Source organism: Ornithinibacillus salinisoli (genome assembly GCF_042684965.1).
GTDB lineage: Bacteria > Bacillota > Bacilli > Bacillales > Amphibacillaceae > Ornithinibacillus > Ornithinibacillus salinisoli.
This window is the reverse complement of sequence record NZ_JBHUMI010000008.1, coordinates 65548-84501: the sequence shown is the minus strand read 5'-3', so window position 1 is coordinate 84501 and position 18954 is coordinate 65548. Positions and strand designations below refer to the sequence as shown.

Annotated in this window: 22 protein-coding genes; 12 read left to right on the top strand and 10 right to left on the bottom strand. The window is 36.5% G+C overall.

Annotated elements, in window-relative coordinates; all coding sequences use genetic code 11:
• Positions 1–114: 114 nt before the first annotated feature.
• The 6 genes from nagE to ACFSTA_RS04025 form a co-directional block, all read right to left on the bottom strand.
• Positions 115–1563, bottom strand: a complete 1449-nt coding sequence (gene nagE / locus ACFSTA_RS04050; RefSeq protein ID WP_377555269.1) for an N-acetylglucosamine-specific PTS transporter subunit IIBC — start codon at positions 1561–1563, stop codon at positions 115–117.
• A gap of 139 nt (positions 1564–1702) precedes the next feature.
• Positions 1703–2521 (bottom strand): PRD domain-containing protein, encoded by an 819-nt coding sequence (locus ACFSTA_RS04045; protein ID WP_377555268.1) that lies wholly within the window; start codon positions 2519–2521, stop codon positions 1703–1705.
• 37 nt (positions 2522–2558) lie between these two features.
• Positions 2559–3047 (bottom strand): PTS sugar transporter subunit IIA, encoded by a 489-nt coding sequence (locus ACFSTA_RS04040; protein ID WP_377555267.1) that lies wholly within the window; start codon positions 3045–3047, stop codon positions 2559–2561.
• Positions 3048–3319: 272 nt separating this feature from the next.
• Positions 3320–3568, bottom strand: coding sequence for a DUF3949 domain-containing protein (locus ACFSTA_RS04035; RefSeq protein WP_377555266.1), 249 nt, complete (start codon positions 3566–3568; stop codon positions 3320–3322).
• 94 nt (positions 3569–3662) lie between these two features.
• Positions 3663–4568 (bottom strand): hydroxymethylglutaryl-CoA lyase, encoded by a 906-nt coding sequence (locus ACFSTA_RS04030; RefSeq protein WP_377555265.1) that lies wholly within the window; start codon positions 4566–4568, stop codon positions 3663–3665.
• A gap of 238 nt (positions 4569–4806) precedes the next feature.
• Positions 4807–5112 (bottom strand): hypothetical protein, encoded by a 306-nt coding sequence (locus ACFSTA_RS04025; protein WP_377555264.1) that lies wholly within the window; start codon positions 5110–5112, stop codon positions 4807–4809.
• A 126-nt stretch (positions 5113–5238) separates the two neighbouring features.
• Here ACFSTA_RS04025 and ACFSTA_RS04020 point away from each other — a divergent pair, with 126 nt between their 5' ends.
• The 3 genes from ACFSTA_RS04020 to ACFSTA_RS04010 all read left to right on the top strand — a co-directional run bounded on the left by ACFSTA_RS04020 (position 5239) and on the right by ACFSTA_RS04010 (position 7910).
• Positions 5239–5742, top strand: coding sequence for an Hsp20/alpha crystallin family protein (locus tag ACFSTA_RS04020; RefSeq protein ID WP_377555263.1), 504 nt, complete (start codon positions 5239–5241; stop codon positions 5740–5742).
• Positions 5743–5844: 102 nt separating this feature from the next.
• Complete coding sequence (locus ACFSTA_RS04015) at positions 5845–6996, top strand: agmatinase family protein (RefSeq protein WP_377555262.1); 1152 nt, start codon at positions 5845–5847, stop codon at positions 6994–6996.
• Positions 6997–7073: 77 nt separating this feature from the next.
• On the top strand, positions 7074–7910 hold the full coding sequence (locus tag ACFSTA_RS04010) for an ATP-binding cassette domain-containing protein (RefSeq protein ID WP_377555261.1): 837 nt from the start codon (positions 7074–7076) through the stop codon (positions 7908–7910).
• 48 nt (positions 7911–7958) lie between these two features.
• Here the strand turns inward: ACFSTA_RS04010 and gerPC are convergent, their stop codons facing one another.
• The 3 genes from gerPC to ACFSTA_RS03995 form a co-directional block, all read right to left on the bottom strand.
• Entirely contained in the window at positions 7959–8438 is a 480-nt protein-coding gene (gerPC, locus tag ACFSTA_RS04005; RefSeq protein WP_377555260.1) for a spore germination protein GerPC, read from the bottom strand.
• 254 nt (positions 8439–8692) lie between these two features.
• A complete protein-coding gene (locus ACFSTA_RS04000) occupies positions 8693–8917 on the bottom strand; it encodes a spore germination protein (protein ID WP_377555259.1) in 225 nt (74 codons plus the stop codon).
• A 161-nt stretch (positions 8918–9078) separates the two neighbouring features.
• The gene (locus tag ACFSTA_RS03995; protein ID WP_377555258.1) at positions 9079–9306 is read right to left on the bottom strand and encodes a hypothetical protein; all 228 of its coding nucleotides are present in this window, start codon (positions 9304–9306) and stop codon (positions 9079–9081) included.
• A 328-nt stretch (positions 9307–9634) separates the two neighbouring features.
• Here ACFSTA_RS03995 and ACFSTA_RS03990 point away from each other — a divergent pair, with 328 nt between their 5' ends.
• The 8 genes from ACFSTA_RS03990 (at position 9635) to ACFSTA_RS03955 (ending at position 16077) form a co-directional block, all read left to right on the top strand.
• Complete coding sequence (locus tag ACFSTA_RS03990; protein ID WP_377555257.1) at positions 9635–9931, top strand: hypothetical protein; 297 nt, start codon at positions 9635–9637, stop codon at positions 9929–9931.
• A gap of 205 nt (positions 9932–10136) precedes the next feature.
• On the top strand, positions 10137–10772 hold the full coding sequence (locus ACFSTA_RS03985; RefSeq protein WP_377555256.1) for a CbiM family transporter: 636 nt from the start codon (positions 10137–10139) through the stop codon (positions 10770–10772).
• Positions 10762–11178, top strand: a complete 417-nt coding sequence (locus tag ACFSTA_RS03980) for a hypothetical protein (RefSeq protein WP_377555255.1) — start codon at positions 10762–10764, stop codon at positions 11176–11178. The genes ACFSTA_RS03985 and ACFSTA_RS03980 overlap by 11 nt, the downstream gene beginning before the upstream one ends.
• Positions 11179–11193: 15 nt before the next feature.
• Entirely contained in the window at positions 11194–12021 is an 828-nt protein-coding gene (locus ACFSTA_RS03975) for a DUF4198 domain-containing protein (protein ID WP_377555254.1), read from the top strand.
• Between the two features lie 11 nt (positions 12022–12032).
• Complete coding sequence (cbiQ, locus tag ACFSTA_RS03970; RefSeq protein ID WP_377555253.1) at positions 12033–12761, top strand: cobalt ECF transporter T component CbiQ; 729 nt, start codon at positions 12033–12035, stop codon at positions 12759–12761.
• Positions 12762–12955: 194 nt separating this feature from the next.
• A complete protein-coding gene (locus ACFSTA_RS03965; RefSeq protein WP_377555252.1) occupies positions 12956–13354 on the top strand; it encodes a hypothetical protein in 399 nt (132 codons plus the stop codon).
• 131 nt (positions 13355–13485) lie between these two features.
• Entirely contained in the window at positions 13486–14706 is a 1221-nt protein-coding gene (locus tag ACFSTA_RS03960) for a lysophospholipid acyltransferase family protein (RefSeq protein ID WP_377555251.1), read from the top strand.
• A 3-nt stretch (positions 14707–14709) separates the two neighbouring features.
• Positions 14710–16077, top strand: a complete 1368-nt coding sequence (locus ACFSTA_RS03955) for an S-layer homology domain-containing protein (protein ID WP_377555250.1) — start codon at positions 14710–14712, stop codon at positions 16075–16077.
• Between the two features lie 14 nt (positions 16078–16091).
• On the opposite strand, the gene ACFSTA_RS03950 is transcribed toward ACFSTA_RS03955, so the two are convergent.
• On the bottom strand, positions 16092–17321 hold the full coding sequence (locus ACFSTA_RS03950; protein WP_377555249.1) for a hemolysin family protein: 1230 nt from the start codon (positions 17319–17321) through the stop codon (positions 16092–16094).
• 261 nt (positions 17322–17582) lie between these two features.
• On the opposite strand from ACFSTA_RS03950, the gene ACFSTA_RS03945 reads away from it, so the two are divergent.
• Complete coding sequence (locus ACFSTA_RS03945) at positions 17583–18920, top strand: sodium/glutamate symporter (protein WP_377555248.1); 1338 nt, start codon at positions 17583–17585, stop codon at positions 18918–18920.
• Positions 18921–18954: the final 34 nt, after the last annotated feature.

Below are 18954 nucleotides of genomic sequence, written 5' to 3'. Positions count from 1 at the left end.
TTAATATTCATTCTATCACAAATAACTTTTTAGAAAGACTTCAACAAAACACAAAAGGTGACAGGCACTTGTAAATTTTTTACAAGTGCCTGTCACCTTTATTTTTGTTTTTATTTATTTTCGTAGTTTGGCTACTTCGTCGGCTACGAATTGGACGTTGGTTCCGACTACAACTTGGATGTTGTGTTTGTCGATAACGTTAATTCCTGGTACGCCTGTAGCTTTAATTTTATCTTGATCTACTTTATCCATATCTTTTACTTCTAATCGTAAACGTGTAACACAGTTATCAACAGATGTTACATTTTCGTCTCCACCTAAGCCATCATAAATTTGAGCTGCCATAGAAGCAAATTTTTCCTTTCGATCACTTGGTGTATCGCCAGTTGCTTCTTCTGCTACATCATCATCTTCACGACCTGGTGTTTTCAAGTTGAACTTCACAATCAAGAAACGGAACAAGAAGTAGTATATTACCGCAAATACTAAACCTTGCACAACTAACATCAATGGCTGGTTAGCTAGCGGCAATCTTGAACTTAAGAAAAAGTCTACAAATCCTGCACTAAATCCAAACCCTGCTGTCCATTGGAATGTGGCTGCAATAAATAAGGAAATACCTGTTAATGCCGCATGCACTACATACAATGCTGGTGCTAAGAACATAAATGAGAATTCCAGTGGTTCTGTAACCCCAGTAAAGAATGCCGCAAACGATGCTGCAAGTAATAATGATGCAGCTTGTTTTTTACGCTTTGTTTTTGCTGTATGATACATTGCTAACGCTGCACCAGGTAGACCAAACATCATGATCGGGAAGAACCCTGCTTGGTACATTCCTGTTACACCTTTTTCACCTGTTCCAGCCCAGAAGTTACCGATATCATTAATACCTGCAACATCAAACCAAAACACAGAATTCAACGCATGGTGTAAACCTGTTGGAATTAATAAACGGTTAAAGAAACCGTATAAACCAGCGCCCGTTGCACCTAATTGAGCAATACCTTCTGCAAATGACACAAGACCACCATATACGAATGGCCATACAAAAAATAGAATTACTGAAGCAATTAGCATAGAAACTGCTGTCATAATTGGTACAAGTCGCTTACCACTAAAAAACGCTAGCGCATCTGGTAATTGCACCTGGCTAAAACGATTAAACATATTCGCAGCAACAATACCGGAAAGAATTCCAATAAAGGCATTTTCTATATTTCCGAATGCTGCATTTACACTTTCTGCTTCAATTCCTTGGAACATCGCTACAGATTCCGTAGATAAAACCGTTGTTACCACTAAGAACCCTACCAAACCACTTAAAGCAGCAGATCCATCTCTCTCCTTTGCCATTCCAAGTGCTACACCGACGGCAAATAAAATTGCTATATGGTCTATGATGGATTTCCCAGCTGTAATTAAGAAAGCTGCTATAATATTTCCTTCTCCCCAACCTGATGGGTCAATCCAATAACCAATCCCCATTAAGATCGCTGCTGCTGGTAATACCGCAACAGGAAGCATTAATGAGCGACCAAGACGTTGTAAATATTTCATCATCATAAATTCCTCCTATCATTTTTGTTAACTCTCGTACTTCCAATCTTAAGTAACTAGGCTTCACGATCCACTTGTACCTTCCTTACGTATCTACTCTGTTCGATTCTTTTACCTATATTAAATTAAAAATGCATTACACTTAGTATTTTCTCAATCGTTCAATGTGAAGGGTAATATAACCGAGTTCATCCTCAGGTAATTCAATACCATGTAAAGAGGACAGCTCCTTCCTTACTTCCATTGCACAGCGATACGCAAGCTCGAATTTTTTCTTAATCATTTCCAACATTTCTGCATCCATTGTATGTGCTTCATAATGTTGCATTCTCGTCAATGCGAAACGAAGGTGAGTAATTAGACGTTCATATGCTAAATCTTCTTCATTCATCTTGATGTCTAGATAGTTTTCGATCGTGTCTACCATATCTCTTAAAATTGCTGTTTGCCTTACCGTTTCGTGTAAATCACCTCCTTTAATTTTCATTGTATGAATATGAAGTGCGATAAAGGCAGCCTCATCGACAGGCATTTCAATATCTAGCTTTTTACTTATATGCCGGATAGCCCACAGACCAATATCAAACTCTTTTTTATACAACACCTTTATTTCCTGTAGAAGTTTATTTTTTAAATGAATCCCTTGACTTTCTCTTTCGATAGCAAAAGAAAGATGGTCTGTTAAAGCTATCGCAATATGGTCGTTAAGCCTTACTCCTAAATGCTCTTCCGCGTAGGATATAATTTCTTCCGATAGCATTAAATGTTCTTCTGGAATACGGAGTATTAGCTGTTGAAGCTTTTCATTCTCCTTTAAAACAAAGAGCTTTTCAATCTTGTCCCGATTAACAATATCATTCTTCGTTTTATTAAAAGCTACACCTGCTCCTATAGCTATTTTCTCCTGATCATCATCAATTATAATGACGGCATTATTATTTAATATCTTCTTAATTTTCACTTAGACCCTCATCCTTATGACCCCCAGATAGGGGAGCTTAACTTTCGTAGGTAAGTAAGACCGTATCACCTGCTTCACTTGCTTGATTCTGTGTTACAGTGTACGCCCTATTACTTGTATTACTATTTGTGATAACAATTGGTGTAATAATATCTTTAGCATGTTCTTTTACATATGATAAATCGACTTGCATCATCGTTTGTCCCACAGAAACATGATCTCCTACGTTCACTTGTACGGAAAAACCTTCCCCATCTAATGAAACCGTTTCTAAACCAACATGTATTAGTATTTCCGTACCATCCTCTGCTCGCACTCCAATGGCATGCTTTGTCGGAGCAACTTGTACAACTTCACCGTTTACTGGAGCAACTACTTCCCCACTACTTGGCTTAATTGCGACACCTTCCCCCATCATTTTTTGGCTGAAAACGGGATCTGGAACTTTCTCAAGCGCTACAATTTCTCCGGTAATTGGTGCATATATCTCACTATCTTTTGACTTCTTAAATAATTTATTAAACATACCTTACTCTCCTGTCTTCTTGATGATGTCCTATAATTCTTTCGTATTAGTGTTATTATTGATTTAAATGCTTACTTTTACCCTAAAAAACTTTACAAAATAAATAAGTTTTATACAACAAAAAAGGCATGGAGGTACATAAGGATGACAAAACGTCTCCTTCATCGTACCACCATGCCTAATCGAATTAGTAACATGTGATCAATATTTTATTGAATACATCGTACCATTTTCCTATAAAAAAATCAATACATCCCCGGAATCGCTTACACCTACTGTTTCTCAGGATTTCTTATCTTATAAATTAACATCGCAACCAATGTCGCTGGTAGATTGAACAAATTTCCTTGTAAATTATATTGAAGCTGTTGTTGTTCAAAACTCATTTCTTCATTTATTTCATTATGATGTTTCCCTAACTTCCGAGACTCTTCTTTAGTAGCCGCTATATTCTGATACTGGGTTGGAATTAATATAGCCCAATATATTACTAGAACCGAAGCAATAACAATGCCTAACACTAAATATTACCTCCTTTTAACAGTTTATAATGTTTTCACGCAACAATAAATAACCACCAAAATTACCTATACGTAACTTTGGTGGCTTTACCTATTATTGTTGTGCAGCTGCATATGCTAATGACTTGCTAGGGAGAGACTTCCCCAATTTATTTTGGATAAAAAATGCTGCATCCTGAATTTTCTTCTCATCAATTCCGGTCTTAATTCCCATGCCATGAAGAAGATAAAGGATGTCATTTGTCGCTACATTCCCTGCGGCACCTGGAGCATACGGACATCCACCCAGCCCACCGATCGAGCTATCAAAACGAGTAATACCGTAATCCATTGATGATAAGATATTAGCGATAGCCATTCCTCTTGTATCATGGAAATGCATAATGATTTTTTCTTTTGGATATCGTTGAAGTACCGCCTCAAGCAACTGCTCAACTTGAGATGGTACTGCAGTGCCGATCGTATCACCTAGTGATAGGTCATCGACTCCGAATTCTATTAATCGTTCACAAACTCGGATTACTGCATCTGGACTTACTTTTCCTTCGTATGGACAATCAAAAACAGTGGAAACATATCCAGTTACATGCTTACCTTCTTTTTTCGCTTCCTTAATCACTTCACCCAATATCGGATACGTATCATCAATGGACTTATTAATGTTTTTCTTATTATGTGTTTCACTCGCTGACATAAAAACCGATGCACCATCTATACCAGCTTTAAGTGCTAAATCTAACCCTTTCATATTGGGAACAAGTGCAGAGTATTGAACTTCTGGATTTCGTTTGATCTTTTGCCCAACTTCATGTGCATCAGATAGTTGCGGTACCCACTTCGGATGAACAAATGATGAAAATTCAATTTCCTTAACTCCTGATTCCGATAGCATGTTAATCCAGGCCACCTTATCAGCAGTCGGTACAAGATTTTTTTCATTCTGTAAACCATCTCTCGGTCCAACTTCTTTTATCTGCACAGCTTCTGGCCAACGTTTCATTTTATCCCCTCCCACTTATGTTTGGATGCGCTTTCATATGTCGAGTAACCACTTAATACTTCTATATTCTATTCCAGCATCGCAAAATAGGTTTATGGTATTAGCTTTATTTATATCTATATATATTCAATCAAGTTTCTTTTCATTCAACTTTGTTGAATACAATATATAATAAATATTCACACAATGTCAACTAGATTGTGTGAATCAGTTTGGATATATGCAATATAGTGTCATTCTACGTATTTACTTCTTTTAATGCATCATAATATTTCTCATGTGTTGGTACTACATTTTCTTCGATACACTTTTCAATAAGATTTCTTAAACGAAGATTTTGTTGAAACATCTGTTCATTAACCTCTTGTAAGTAATCCAATTTATCCGTACTTGAAGATGAATGATTCATAGATGAAAGTCCCATTACTTTTTCAATCGTGATATCCAACTCTTTTCGTAGTTCTTTAACTTGGGCATAAAGTGTACTATTTTTCACTTCCACTTGTTTTAATCGCTTTTCTAATAATTTCTTTCTTCTATCCAAGATTAATCACCCCTTCTTTCTACATCATATGGAAGATAAATTATTATATAACTTTCTTATATACAGGCACCTATATTACAGTGGTTAACTAAACTAACAATAACTGGGCGAAGGGAGAGGAGTTTTTTGAACAAGAATTGGCCAAAAAAATGGAATGAAAAACTTCCTAACTTCTTGGGTGATGATTTCTTTTCGAGCTTTGATTTTCTGGAAAATATGGATGAAGGATCTGAAAACGACAACGATAATAATACTAATAATAATAATAAAAATTCCAAATCCGCTAACAACTCAAGTATGAATGTTGATATGTGTGAGCTTGAAAATGAGTTATTGTTAATTTTCAGAGCTCCAGGATTAATGCTAGAAGATGTTCAAATTGATATATATGATAAGACACTTGAAATATCTGGTTATATACAAATTGACTATAAGGGATTCCGCCCCCTCCATTCAGAACTATATCAGGGTCCAGTTTTTCGTAAAGTAAAACTGCCATTCCCATGCCGTCATGACAAAATGAGCGCTTCCTACCACCATGGATATCTATACGTATGTTTACACCGATTAATTCGCACAAAAGAAACCTTGAAAAAACTTGATATTCACGATATTGAGAAAGAAGGTTAAAAGTAAAATTAATTAGAGTGCATGAAATAAGCTTCATGCAGAATATACTTAATCGATATATAAATATGACAGCAATGGAGTTTGGCAACAGGAGGTGTTTGTTTGGGTTTTTTTGATAATCATGGATTAAGTTTCCGACAAAAAAAAGCGTTAGAAAGTGATCGATCTTTTGATTTATTAGGAATTGAAAAGGCAGCTGAAGAGGCAAAAATTCCAGAAATAGAAGGAGAAAAGGAAATAGAGCGTTCTCTTCGATACGGATTAGAAGCTGCTCCTTCTATCGGCGACCGAACAATTTCAACATTTACACGCGAACCACGACCTGCATATGCAGGTATTCCAACTTTTTTACGTACTCCATTCTTAGAAGATGTTCGACGCGTTGGTGAGTATGATGTAGCATTTATAGGGGTCCCATTCGATATTGGAACAACTTACCGTGCAGGAGCAAGATTTGGTCCTGAAGCAATACGGAGAATTTCGAAATTATACACATCATATAGCTATGAATATCAAGTTGACTTAAAGGAGTCCTTGAAAATGTGTGATGTTGGTGATGTGTTTACCATCGCCAATATCGAAAAAAGCTTTGATCAAATATTTAAGGCGGTATCTCATGTATTTGCACAAGGAACACTCCCAATAATGCTTGGTGGAGATCACGCAATAGGTTATCCATGTTTACGCGCAATTGCCGATAATGTAGATGGAAAAGTTGGAATCATCCATATGGACCGTCATCTTGACTTACAGGAAAAAGACATGGACGAACGAATGCATACCACCCCGTGGTTTCATGCGACAAATATTCCAAACGCCCCACCAGAAAACCTCGTTCAGGTTGGAATTGGTGGATGGCAAGTACCACGTGAAGCAGTTAAAAACGTAAGGAAGTTCAATACAACAGTAATTACAATGGGAGATATTGAAAAGCATGGAATTGATCATATTGCAGACATTGCCTTAGAAAAAGCTTGGAACGGGGCAAACGCTGTTTATCTAAGCGTTGACATCGACTCATTCGATAGTGGTTTTGTACCAGGAACAGGTTGGCCTGAGCCAGGTGGGTTTCTACCAAGAGAAGGCATCCAATTTATTAACCGAGTAGCGAGTGAAGGTATTTGCGGTATGGAACTAGTAGAAGTTTCTCCACCATATGATGTGAGTGATCAAACTGCTCTTTTAGGAACACGGGTCATATCTGATGTGTTAGCAGCAATGGTGAAGGCAGGAAAACTAGGTAAGCAATTTTAATAAATAAAAGGAGTCCCCCAAAATCTGAAATTCGGGACTCCTTAATTTATTTTACGTACAGAAAGGAAACCATAGTCATGGATGCGATTAAAATAAAGAATGTTACCTATCAGTACGAAAATGGTATCAAAGCATTAACAGATATAACATTAAACATTCCTGTAGGTGCAAAAGTTGCACTGCTCGGACCAAATGGTGCTGGTAAATCTACTTTATTGCATCATTTGAATGGTTTGAAGGAACCGAGTGAAGGAATAATTTCGATTTTAGGAAATCCTATTACTAGAAAAAATGCCCGCTTCATTCGGCAACAGGTGGGATTAGTATTTCAAGATCCTGATGACCAAGTATTTTCAGGAACCGTTTGGGATGATGTTACATTTGGACCACGTAACTTACAAATGTCAGAGGAGGAAGTTCAAGAAATATGCACAGCTGCCCTTGGGAATGTTGGAATGCTCGAATACAAAGAAAGGGCACCTTATCATTTAAGCTATGGACAAAAAAAACGAGTTGCCATTGCTGGTATCCTTGCCATGAGACCAGATATAGTCTTGTTGGATGAACCGATGGCTTTCTTAGATCCTGCAGGTCAAGATGAGATTACTGGACTACTGCAAGGTTTACATTACATGGGTAAAACAATACTATTGTCCACACATGATGTGAATTTTGCTGCTTCTTGGGCGGATATGGTTGTCCTATTAAAGGATGGAAAAATACTTGCGGTTGGTAGTAACCAGCTATTAGCGGACGAAGAATTTATACGAATAGCTAATCTCCATTTACCTATTATTGCAAGAACGTTTAAAATGGTCCCTGAGTTTTCCTCTAGCAAACTTCCAATTAACGAACAAGAAGCTTTTCGCTTACTTTTTAAACGATTTAACGAAAATAATAAATACCAGTATTAATCTACCAACTTTCGTAGCAACTTATTACTTCATGCTACGAAAGTTGGATTATTGTTCCTCTTCATTTTGTTGGTTATCAGTTTGATGGTTCATCATGCTGTTTTGTATTTCATCTGTGTTTATATCATTAAACGTAACTGGACCATTTTCGGCGAGTAACTCTTTTAATTCCTCCGCATCTCCCCAAGAGGTAAGACCAACTAGTAATGCTCCAGATAAATCCTCAACATGTAGATCCTGAATTTTATAATTGACATTTTCCACATTGATTGTTTTTTTATTTGTTAACTCTTCCTTTATCTGCTTATTTTCCTCTTCTAGATGAGTCAATTTGTTATATATTTTATCTAAATGGTCACTGATACTCAGTGGTTCATTTTCATCATTTTGCATTTCCGTCTGGTTATTTTGTGTTGGTTGTTGCGTGTTGGGCATTATAAAATACGGACTCTGATAATAGGTATTTTGAAAAGGGAAGGGGTAATACCCTGTTGGGTAGTAAGGATGATAATGCTTTTTTTGACTCATACTATTACTCCTCCTATGATATAATTCACAATCTAGTCTGTAGGTGGAAAAGGGATATTAGGGACTAACGGTTTTATTTCTTCCTCTTCCATTTCTTGATCCTCAAAATAGGACTTAGGAAGCTGGAGTTGGCTCGCTTGATTTTTAGTAAAAAACACTTTTCCTACATTCATTGAACCTAGTGTACTTATCGAGTTAACCCTAATATTCCTAATGTTTATTTGCATTTCCATATAACTTCAGCCTTTCATCACTTATATTTGCTTCTGTAATTGATCAGTAACATCCGTATCATTTGCATAGTTCACATTATTAAATTGAAGAGGGCTATTATTTGCATCTCCATTATGCCAGTAACCTACATTAACCTTTAAATTCGCTTGTTGACCTGTATGCCATGTGTTGCCAAAGTTAACTGAACCATTGGCCACAACTGTATTGATACGTATTCCAAATATATTATTAGTATGACTACTCATACCTAGCCTCCTCAAATATGGACGCGTTATTATCTAATAAATTAATTACAAAGGGGGATGATTTGCCCCCTCCATAAAGTGAATCTTCAATCAGCAGGGTGGTGGCTTCATCCCCACTGATTGTTAGATGAACGAATCGGACACTTACGGGATAAAGAATTTTATACCTGGGCCTGCGCCTGATCCGTTACATCAGGATCGTTGGATATATTCGAGTTATTAAACTGAAGCGGACTAAAATTTGCATCTCCTGGTTGCCAATAACCTGTATTCTGTTTCATATTAGCTTGGTTCCCTTTCAGAAGAGCATTTCCGTAATTTATGGATGAATTACTATTTGCTGAATTAATCCTGACCCCAAAAATATTATTAATGTGTGTTGGAACCATAAGAACCACCTTACTTTGCTTTAATACCACATTGTATTCAGTATATAGATAAACTGTGAAGGCAATCTCTCCCCCCTAAATCCTAAAATTACTTTTAGACTATTTTCTAAAAGATTGATGATTCTCACAAGAAATGAACCTGCTACGATATAAATACAACGTGATTTTTGCTCCAGGCAGTCGCTTCCCACTGGAATAACGTACTCCACGTCCATTCCGATAGCCCCCATTTCAAGCGAAGTGTAAAAATATACAAACCCTATTAATAGCAATCAAACCTGATCATGAATACATATATACGGAATGTGTAATTAAAGGAGGAGTAGAATTGACTTACTATTATCAACCTGGGATACCTATCTATTATGGTGTTTACAACCCACGCCAACCACATACGAATATGCCAAATCAAGGATGGTCTCCATTCCCACAGCAACAACTTGTTAAAGAAATTGGCGAAAACAAAGGTAATGTTTGTGCATTTGCCCCAGATCAAACAGTGACCTATAACAAGCTAAATGTTGCTCATTGGCCATCGGACGATTATAAAACACCACATCCAAAAGGGTTTACGCACACCATGCATACACAACAATTTCCAGGTCAATATATACCACACCGCTAATGCGTACGGCCTATCAGTACTTTCCTGTTGAAAGCCACTTGTAACCTCATTTTCAGTAGGTCTATGAGTGGCAGTTTTTTTACAACTTATATCCCTATTAAAATACTAACAATCCATACACCTACTTACAGAAAAAACTCATATTCTTTCTCATCACATAATATATTTAGTTAAATTCTTTTTTAGCGTGTAGAGGAGGGTTGTTTTGCATATTGCAGATGGTGTTTTAAGCATTTCAGTTGCAGCCACTACCACAGCTGGGGCAGTTGGTATTTTAACCTATGCTTTAAAAGGAGTAACTGAGGAAGAAATCCCCAAAATCAGTCTGCTATCTGGCACATTTTTTGTTGCTTCATTAATCAATATTCCAATCGGACCCACTTCCATTCATCCCCTATTAGGCGGTTTTTTAGGTTTAATTCTTGGTCGCCGTGCACCATTGGCTGTTTTCGTAGGATTAGTACTCCAAGCTCTTTTATTTCAACATGGTGGAGTAAGTACTTTTGGTGCTAATTTATTGTTAATGTCCTTACCAGCTCTTTTAATTCACTTTTTAGTTAGACATTACACAAAATCCACTATGTTTTTAAAGGGATTTATTGGTGGTTTTTTCGCCATTTGTTTTGGAGTTCTATTACTAATAATGCTTCTTTTATTCTCAGATGAGCGTTATGGAGATGGAGCTTTTTCAGTAATTCAAATTGTCCTTATAGCATACTTTCCCCTTGCATTACTCGAAGGTGTTCTAACGGGATTTTCGGTAAAACAACTGTATTCCATGAGGCCAAGTTTGTTCAAACATATTCCTATGGAAAGTAGGGGACAAAATAATGGAGAATAAAATTAACTTCCTTATGATTTCCCTTATATCCATAGTATGCATTACATTTTCAAGTCCTTATACTGTTTTTGCTCATAAAATGATCGTAGAGCAAGTAGAAGATGGACGTATTTATGTACGATATGATAACGGAACTCCAGCACCTTTAGCATATGTTACTATTTATGACAAAAACGGAAAAATTCAACTAGAGGAAGGCGTTGATGAAAACGGGTACCTAAACTATGAAAAAGGATTAGATGTACATCGAATAATCGCTGATGATGGTATGGGTCACCGAGCTGCATCTAATCTAAATGAGAATACAACAGTCAGTACCATTCCAATCTTTATCAGAGCGTTATTAGGAGTATCCATTTTGCTTTTTATAGGGGCGAGTTACTTTTTCCGGACAAATACAAAATAAATTCGAGGTGGGAATATGCGAAAATACATAATTATTCTTTTAGCATTCTCATGTGCATTTTTTATGTTTTTGCCAAGTGTTACTGCACATGAATTGTATATTCAAGTTGAAGAGTATGAGAATAGTGGAGAACTAAGAGTAGATGTACTATGGGGACATATACGAGATTATGTTAGTGAAGCAAGTCCTGATGAATTCGAATTATATGTAAGATATCCAGAGGGTACTGTAAAACAATTAAATTTAGAAGAGGCTGGGGTTTATTCAAGAGCGAATGTCCCCATAACTAGTGATGGTACCTATACATTTTGGGCAAATAGAGAAAAAGGTACCTATACACCCGAAGAAGGCACTACACAACTAAGTAATCATATGGCAAAAGTTGTTCATCATGTTGGTAATTCCTCTTCACATGCTGTTGAATCTGTTGACATGGAATTTGAGATAGTTCCAGATGTAGATCTGACAGATTTCTCAATCGGAAAGTTTACTGGAAAGATATTACTATACGGTTCTACTATTTCTGAGTCAACCGTTACCGCATATGGTCCTGAACATGAAATTTTAGAAACTACAACAGATGACAACGGAAGGTTTAGTTTCACATTCGAATCAACTGGTAAATGGTTAATCAAAGCAAATCTCATTGAAGAAGAAGCAGGTTCGATTCAAGGTGAAAGCTATGAAGTGATCAGTAACACATCAACACTATTAGTTGACACTACTGATAAAGTAGATCAAGAGGAACATACTAATCTTTGGTCACTATTGGCAATGCTTGTTGTGGGGTTATTGCTTGGCACTTCTTTAACCCTGATTATGTTACGGAAGCGAATAAGATAAGGTGTGAGGGCATGGATAACATAGCCAAAGATAAACAAGGGACCATACAAAATTGGGCTAATTCCTGGGAATCAAGGGCTAAACTAATTGCAGCAATTTGTTATATATTTGGTGTAATCAGCTTGGAGTCTCCCCATACGTTATTCATTGCATATACTTTAGCACTTTTTTTATTTCTTCTCATAAGGATTTCTTTTTTTCTATTGCTTAAAAGGTATTTAATTATTACACCTTTTTTGTTACTAATGACAATACCGCTCTTATGGCAGTACAGTGTCGAAAATGCGATCTTCTCCATAATAATCATTATGAAGGCATATATATCGATGACTGTAATAACGATTGTCCTTGAAACTCAATCTTTAGATGACTTAATAAATGGTCTAGCTGGATTAAAACTGCCCCCGATATTAATTACCATTTTAATCTTATCCTACCGTTATGTATTTTTATTTTTAGATGACATTGAGCGTATGATAACTGCAACCAAATCACGTTTTTTCCATGGAGGAATTCGAATAAATAGTCTAAAGGTTTATGGACATTTAATTGCTTCACTACTTTTTAAGGCTATCCAACGCTCAGAAAAAATGCATGAAGCAATGGTTTCACGAGGTTTTACAGGGAGTTTGACATTTCAGAATACGAACACACCAAAACTTAGTGACATTTTTAAATCATGCTTTGCAATTTCTATAATAATTTTTTTAATTGTACTGGAGAAATGTTTTATCATATAAACAAAAAGCTTCGTTTAAAAGTTTGGTGCTTTTGACGAGGTTTTTTGTAATTGTCACAATAAGTGGTCGTATACATCATCTCGATCGATATTTCTATATTTTGGTACGAAGGTACGAAATCTATTTTTTCAGTCATGATAGCTCCTCCATCATCATAAGTATAAATTAACTAGATTAGAATGGAGGTTCGTGTTATGGAGGAGACTTTATCGATCACGGAAGAAGAAATAAAAAGATATTTTGAATTGAATAAACAAAAGAAAGACATTGAACAGGAAATGAATTACTTAAAGAAAAGATTTCATGAGTTACTGGACGATTCATTTGGTAAGGAGAAAAAAGGAGAGATACAGCGGGGAAATTATAAAGTCCAACGACAAATACGTTCAGCAATCCGGTATGATGATGAACATACGATAGAAAAATTAGAGGAATTAAATTTAAATGATTTTATTGAAGAAGTAAGGCGACCAGATACAGAAAAACTTGAATCTGCTATCAAATTAGGACTAGTGGAAGAAAAAGAATTTGCCGATTGTAAAAAATCAAAGCTAACCCAAACGATTGTGGTAAAAGAGACATTCTCAAAATAACTGAATTAATACAGATCAGGAAAACTAGTTATCATGTTACTAGTTTTCTTTTTATATATTCCTATAAAAATTAGAATATTATGATAGAATTTAAGTGGGTAATTGGTATGATATCTTTAGGGGGTGTTCTATTGAGTATTGAGAAAAAGCCTGGAAAACTAGCTCAAGCATTATTACTAACACCTATTCGGGCATACATAAATACGCGATCAAGGATTATCATTAAACGAAATGATACAGAAGACATGAATGGACCATATGTCATTCTAGCAAATCACGTGAACAATTGGGATCCGCTCTTTCTCAATTGTTATGTAAAGGAACCAATCTGCTTCATTACTGGAGAAACGTTATTTCGCCATCCCTTACTTAAAAGAGTGTTAGACTTTACTGGAGCAATACCCAAAATGAAATTTAAAAATGATACGCGTACCATTCGAAGTGTACTAAAGGCAAAAAAACACGATCGTGTTATAGGTATCTTTCCAGAAGGCAACCGCAATTGGGATGGCCGTACGGAGCCACTTATTTATTCTACTGCAAAACTGGTAAAATTACTCGACCTTCCCGTTGTAATTGCAACGATTCGCGGTGGATATCTAAGTCACCCACGCTGGGCAAATAGTCATCGTAAAGGGCTAATCTCCATTTCCTTCGTAAAAACATGGGATGTCGGAGACTTTAAAAACGAGTCCCCACAATCTATTCATAGCAAACTAACCAATGCCTTAAAATATGATGAAATCGGGTGGCAGTCAGAGGAGCAAGCCCAATACAATGGCAAGAATCTAGCAAACTATTTAGAACGCCTCCTTTTCTCCTGCCCATCTTGCCAAAGGATAGGAAACCTTTTTTCAACGAATGATATTTTTCGATGCAAACAATGTGGCTATACAGTTCGATACACACCCTTAGGAACATTCGAACCAGAACAAAATAAGTTATATTTTTCTACCGTTCATGATTGGAATATGTGGCAATTAAACCTTCTAGAAGAAACCTTGTTTGATCCAGCTTGGAGCAATGATTGGAATCAGAACTTGAGAGATTCAGTAAAGCTATTTGTTTCTGATAATGAGCGACCTTTTCAACTTGAATCATCTGGAACTATTTCATGGAACACTACTTCACCAGACTTACTTTGTTACCAAGATAATAATGGAAAGCAATATCATTTCCCCATTCAGGATATAGAAGGTATCAATATCCATTTACATCATAAGTTAGATTTTTTCTTGAAAAACAAATTATACCGAATTGTATTTTATCATCCAAGAACATCTGCTTATAAATGGCTAAAAACGATACAATTTTTACAGGCAACAAAATCGAGAAAACTGAAGGAGATATAGCATATGAATGAATCCTGGTTGTTTATTATTGATTTTATCTTATTATCTTTTTTCATTATTATAGCAACTGTGTTAAAAACCCGGATTCCTATTTTACGCAAAATGATTATACCTACTTCTATGATTGCAGGATTTATCGGATTGATTATGGGACCGGAAATACTCGGTTGGGTTCAGTTTAATATCGAGCGTCTTGGTGATCTTGTTTACCATTTGATGGCGGTAGGGTTTATTTCTTTGTCTTTGAAAAAACGCGAAGTAAAAAACAGCCCAGGAATACTTAATTCTGGGATGCTAATAGTTTCTACCTACTTAATTCAAGGGATCATTGGATTTGGATTATTCTTAGGCATGGTCTCTCTATTTTATCCGGATTTTTTCCCTGGGATTGGACTATTACTGCCACTTGGATTTGGGCAAGGACCTGGACAAGCTTATTCAATAGGATCACAATGGGAAGCACTCGGGGTAATGGGTGGTGGCAACCTCGGGTTAACGATAGCTGGAATCGGATTTATTTGGGCAACGGTTATTGGTATTATACTAATGAACTTTTTAACGAGAAGTAAAAAGTTCCAACAAGAAATCCCTAGTGAAAAAAGGAACCGTAACCAAGTTATAGAAAAGTCTGAGCCAGATGAAATTCCACTAAGCGATGCAATTGATAAGTTAACCTATCAAATCGCATTGATTGGTCTTATTTACCTCATTACTTACGTAACACTTATTGGGTTGGAACATGTACTAACACCACTAGGAACGTTTGGCGAAACACTTGCACAACTATTAATCGGATTTCATTTTTTAATTGGCAGCTTATATGCCATGCTATTTCGATTCCTTTTAAACAAATTGCAACATCATAACATCCTGATGGAACATTCACCGAACAACTTTCTTCTACAGCGAATTTCTGGATTCTCGTTCGATTATATGATTGCGGCATCTATTGCTGCCATTTCGATATATGCACTACAGGAGTATCTCATTCCAGTTCTAATCTTAACTACTATTGGTGGCTTACTTACCGCTTTATTTATCATTTGGATCACTCCTCGAATATTTCCAGAAGATCCATTACCGAATATCTTAGGTTTTTTTGGGATGCAAACTGGGACAATTTCAACAGGTATGGCACTTGTAAAATCTGTTGATCCGGAGTTTAAAACGAATACAACAGATAACCTCGTAATGGGAGGTGCAACGGCAATGATGTTCGGCTTTCCGCTTCTGTTGTTATTAAATGTACCTGTTGTAGGATATATTGAAAACCAGCCAGTTATGTATGTATATACGTTGTTAGGGTTATGTTGCTATTTTGTCATCTTGGTTGGTTTATTACTTTATCGAACGAAAAATAAGGGACAATAGGGGGCTCTGAACCCCTATTCTATTTCTTTCATGATACGTACTCGTTTTATTGTTCTACCTTCCACTCCTAAAATTGAAAAAATTAAACCATCACGTTCAAGAACTTCACCTTCATCAGGAAAATAATTAAATTCCTTCAGCAAATAGGCAGCAAGTACATCCTCCTCTTCCGGAATATCCGAATGCAGAAGTGAGTTTAATCGATGTAGCGTTATTTTCCCATTACAAATAATTTCAGTTTCTGTGAGCTTTTCAATAAGTGATTCCCCAGCAAGATCTGTTTCATCCTCAATCTCTAGTCCAATCATCGCTTCAATAATATCTTCTTGGGTTAAGATACCTTCCGTTCCACCATACTCATCCAATACGATTGCCATGTGCTTTTTCTCCTGCATCATTTTACGGAATACTAATTCGATTGAATGAAATTCATAGACGATGAGTGGATCCATATCGGTAAATTCCTCCAGTGGTTTTTCCGGTTCCATCGACCAGATGATTAGAAACTTGGAATGAAAAACCCCTACAATACTGTCTAATCCATCTTCATACACGGGATACCTCGTAAATGGATGACGGATGACAATACTTCTTACCTCTTCATACGATGCTTCGAGTGGAAGTGCAATCACATCTACACGTGGCGTCTTTAATGCATCATTCACATTCAAATTATAAAAATCCAAAACCCCTTTAATACGATGAGACTCTTCTTTCTTAAATGTCCCCTCCGTACCAGCGATATCAACCATTGCTCTCAATTCTTCTTTGGATATCGTATTATTATCCTCATCCCCTCTAGATAATAGCCGAACGATAAGTCCAGTCATGCCGTTTAGTAAAATCGTAAGTGGTTTGAAAAGGATAATAAAGAACCGGATAATTGGGTATATCAAATATGCAATTCGATCAGGAAATGCAGCTGCTATCGATTTTGGAATTACTTCAGCAAAAATGATGATGACAATCGTCAATATTCCAGATGCAATAGCAACATTAATACCATAGTCGAGTGCAACCATTGTGACGAGGGTTGGTAGCAATATGTTTGCAATATTATTACCAATTAGTATCGTTGTGATGAAAACATCTGGCTTAGATACTATTCCTAATAGCTTTTCCGACTTTATATCATCATTATTTGCCTTTGTCTGTAATCTCATTCTATTAATTGCCGTTAGAGCAGTTTCACTACCTGAGAAGAAAAGTGATACGAATAATAAGATGATGATGGCAATAATCACGAGCAAGCTCCTTCCTCAGAATGGACCTTTTCTTTCCTATTTTCCCCGCTAATTCTTTTCCTATGTTAACAAGTATGCAATCAATGTCCTAAATCAATTCATTTCCTTTTCATTAACTTTTTGTATATAATTATTTTTCTCTGTCTGTCTTTTCCCCCACCCGTCAGATACCTTGAATTATTAAAACAAAAACGCAGCAAACTACATATTAATCGTTTTAGAAAAACATTCACTTTTTTATTTAGATTGGGAGGAATTTTTATGAATGATTTTTCCGTATGGGATCTTTTGATAGATATTAGTATTATTTCTGGTTTATTGTTAATCGGAACTATTCTACGGGCAAAGGTCACGTGGATTCAGTCACTCTTTTTACCAGCTAGTATGATTGCTGGATTTATCGGTCTACTGCTCGGACCAAGTGGTTTGCATATACTACCTTTCTCAACACAATTTAGTACGTACCCAGGGTTGTTAATCGCAGTCATTTTTGCTGCGTTCCCAATTGGAGCAGCTAAAGTAAATCTAAAAGAGATTATTCATCAGGTTAGAAACATGTGGTCTTTTTCCATGTTAATTACGGTGCTCATGTGGGGTGGTGCTGGGTTGTTTGGACTTATTGTTCTTGTTCCACTATTTACTGATTTGCCAAGTGGCTTCGGTCTAATTTTGAGTGCAGGATTTGTAGGTGGCCATGGGACCGCTGCAGCAATTGGGGATGGTTTCCTTCAATATGGCTGGGAAGAAGCCATGGACTTGGGAATGACATCTGCTACAATTGGTCTACTAGTAGCCATATTAGGAGGTCTTTTCCTTGTAAAACGGAGTACGGAAAAAGGCCATACACATTTTATTTCTAGCTTCAAAGACCTGCCAGAGGAACTGAAGACGGGACTAGTATCTGAAGATAAAAGGCATAATATGGGGAAAGAAACTGTATCTCCGAGCTCGATTGACCCATTTGTACTTCACTTAGCAATTATTTCATTTGTTGTTGGTGTCGCTTATTGGCTAACAGATGTATTAAACAACCTTATTCCAGCAGTTTCCTTCCCTTTATTTAGTATTGCTTTTGTTGTTGGACTACTCTTTCAGATGATTAGCAGAAACGTAAAAGCTGACTCGTATATTGATCAACGTGTTATCGACCGTATAGGAGGTACAGCAACAGACTTTTTAGTTGCATTCGGGATTGCGTCCATTAATATTACCGTTGTTCTAGATTACGCCTTGCCACTAACCATTCTCTTTATATTCGGTATTATTTGGGCATACCTCATTTTCCGTATTATTGGACCAAACATCTTTCAAGATTTTTGGTTAGAAAAATCCCTATTTGGATGGGGATGGAGTACCGGAACAGTTGCGATGGGAATAGCTTTACTTCGCATTGTAGATCCTGAGTTAAAAAGCAAAACGACTAGTGACTATGCATTAGCGTATATCGGAGTTGCCCCGTTTGAAATTATTATTATTACATTTTCTCCGATACTATTTTCTATCGGATTTTCATGGGTTATGCCATTAGCTTTATTGCTTACAGCAGTCATTATTATTGGTTTTTATAAACGAACTGGTCAATGGGGAGGAAATATATAATCTTCAACAGAAATCATTCTTGTTGATCTGTTTA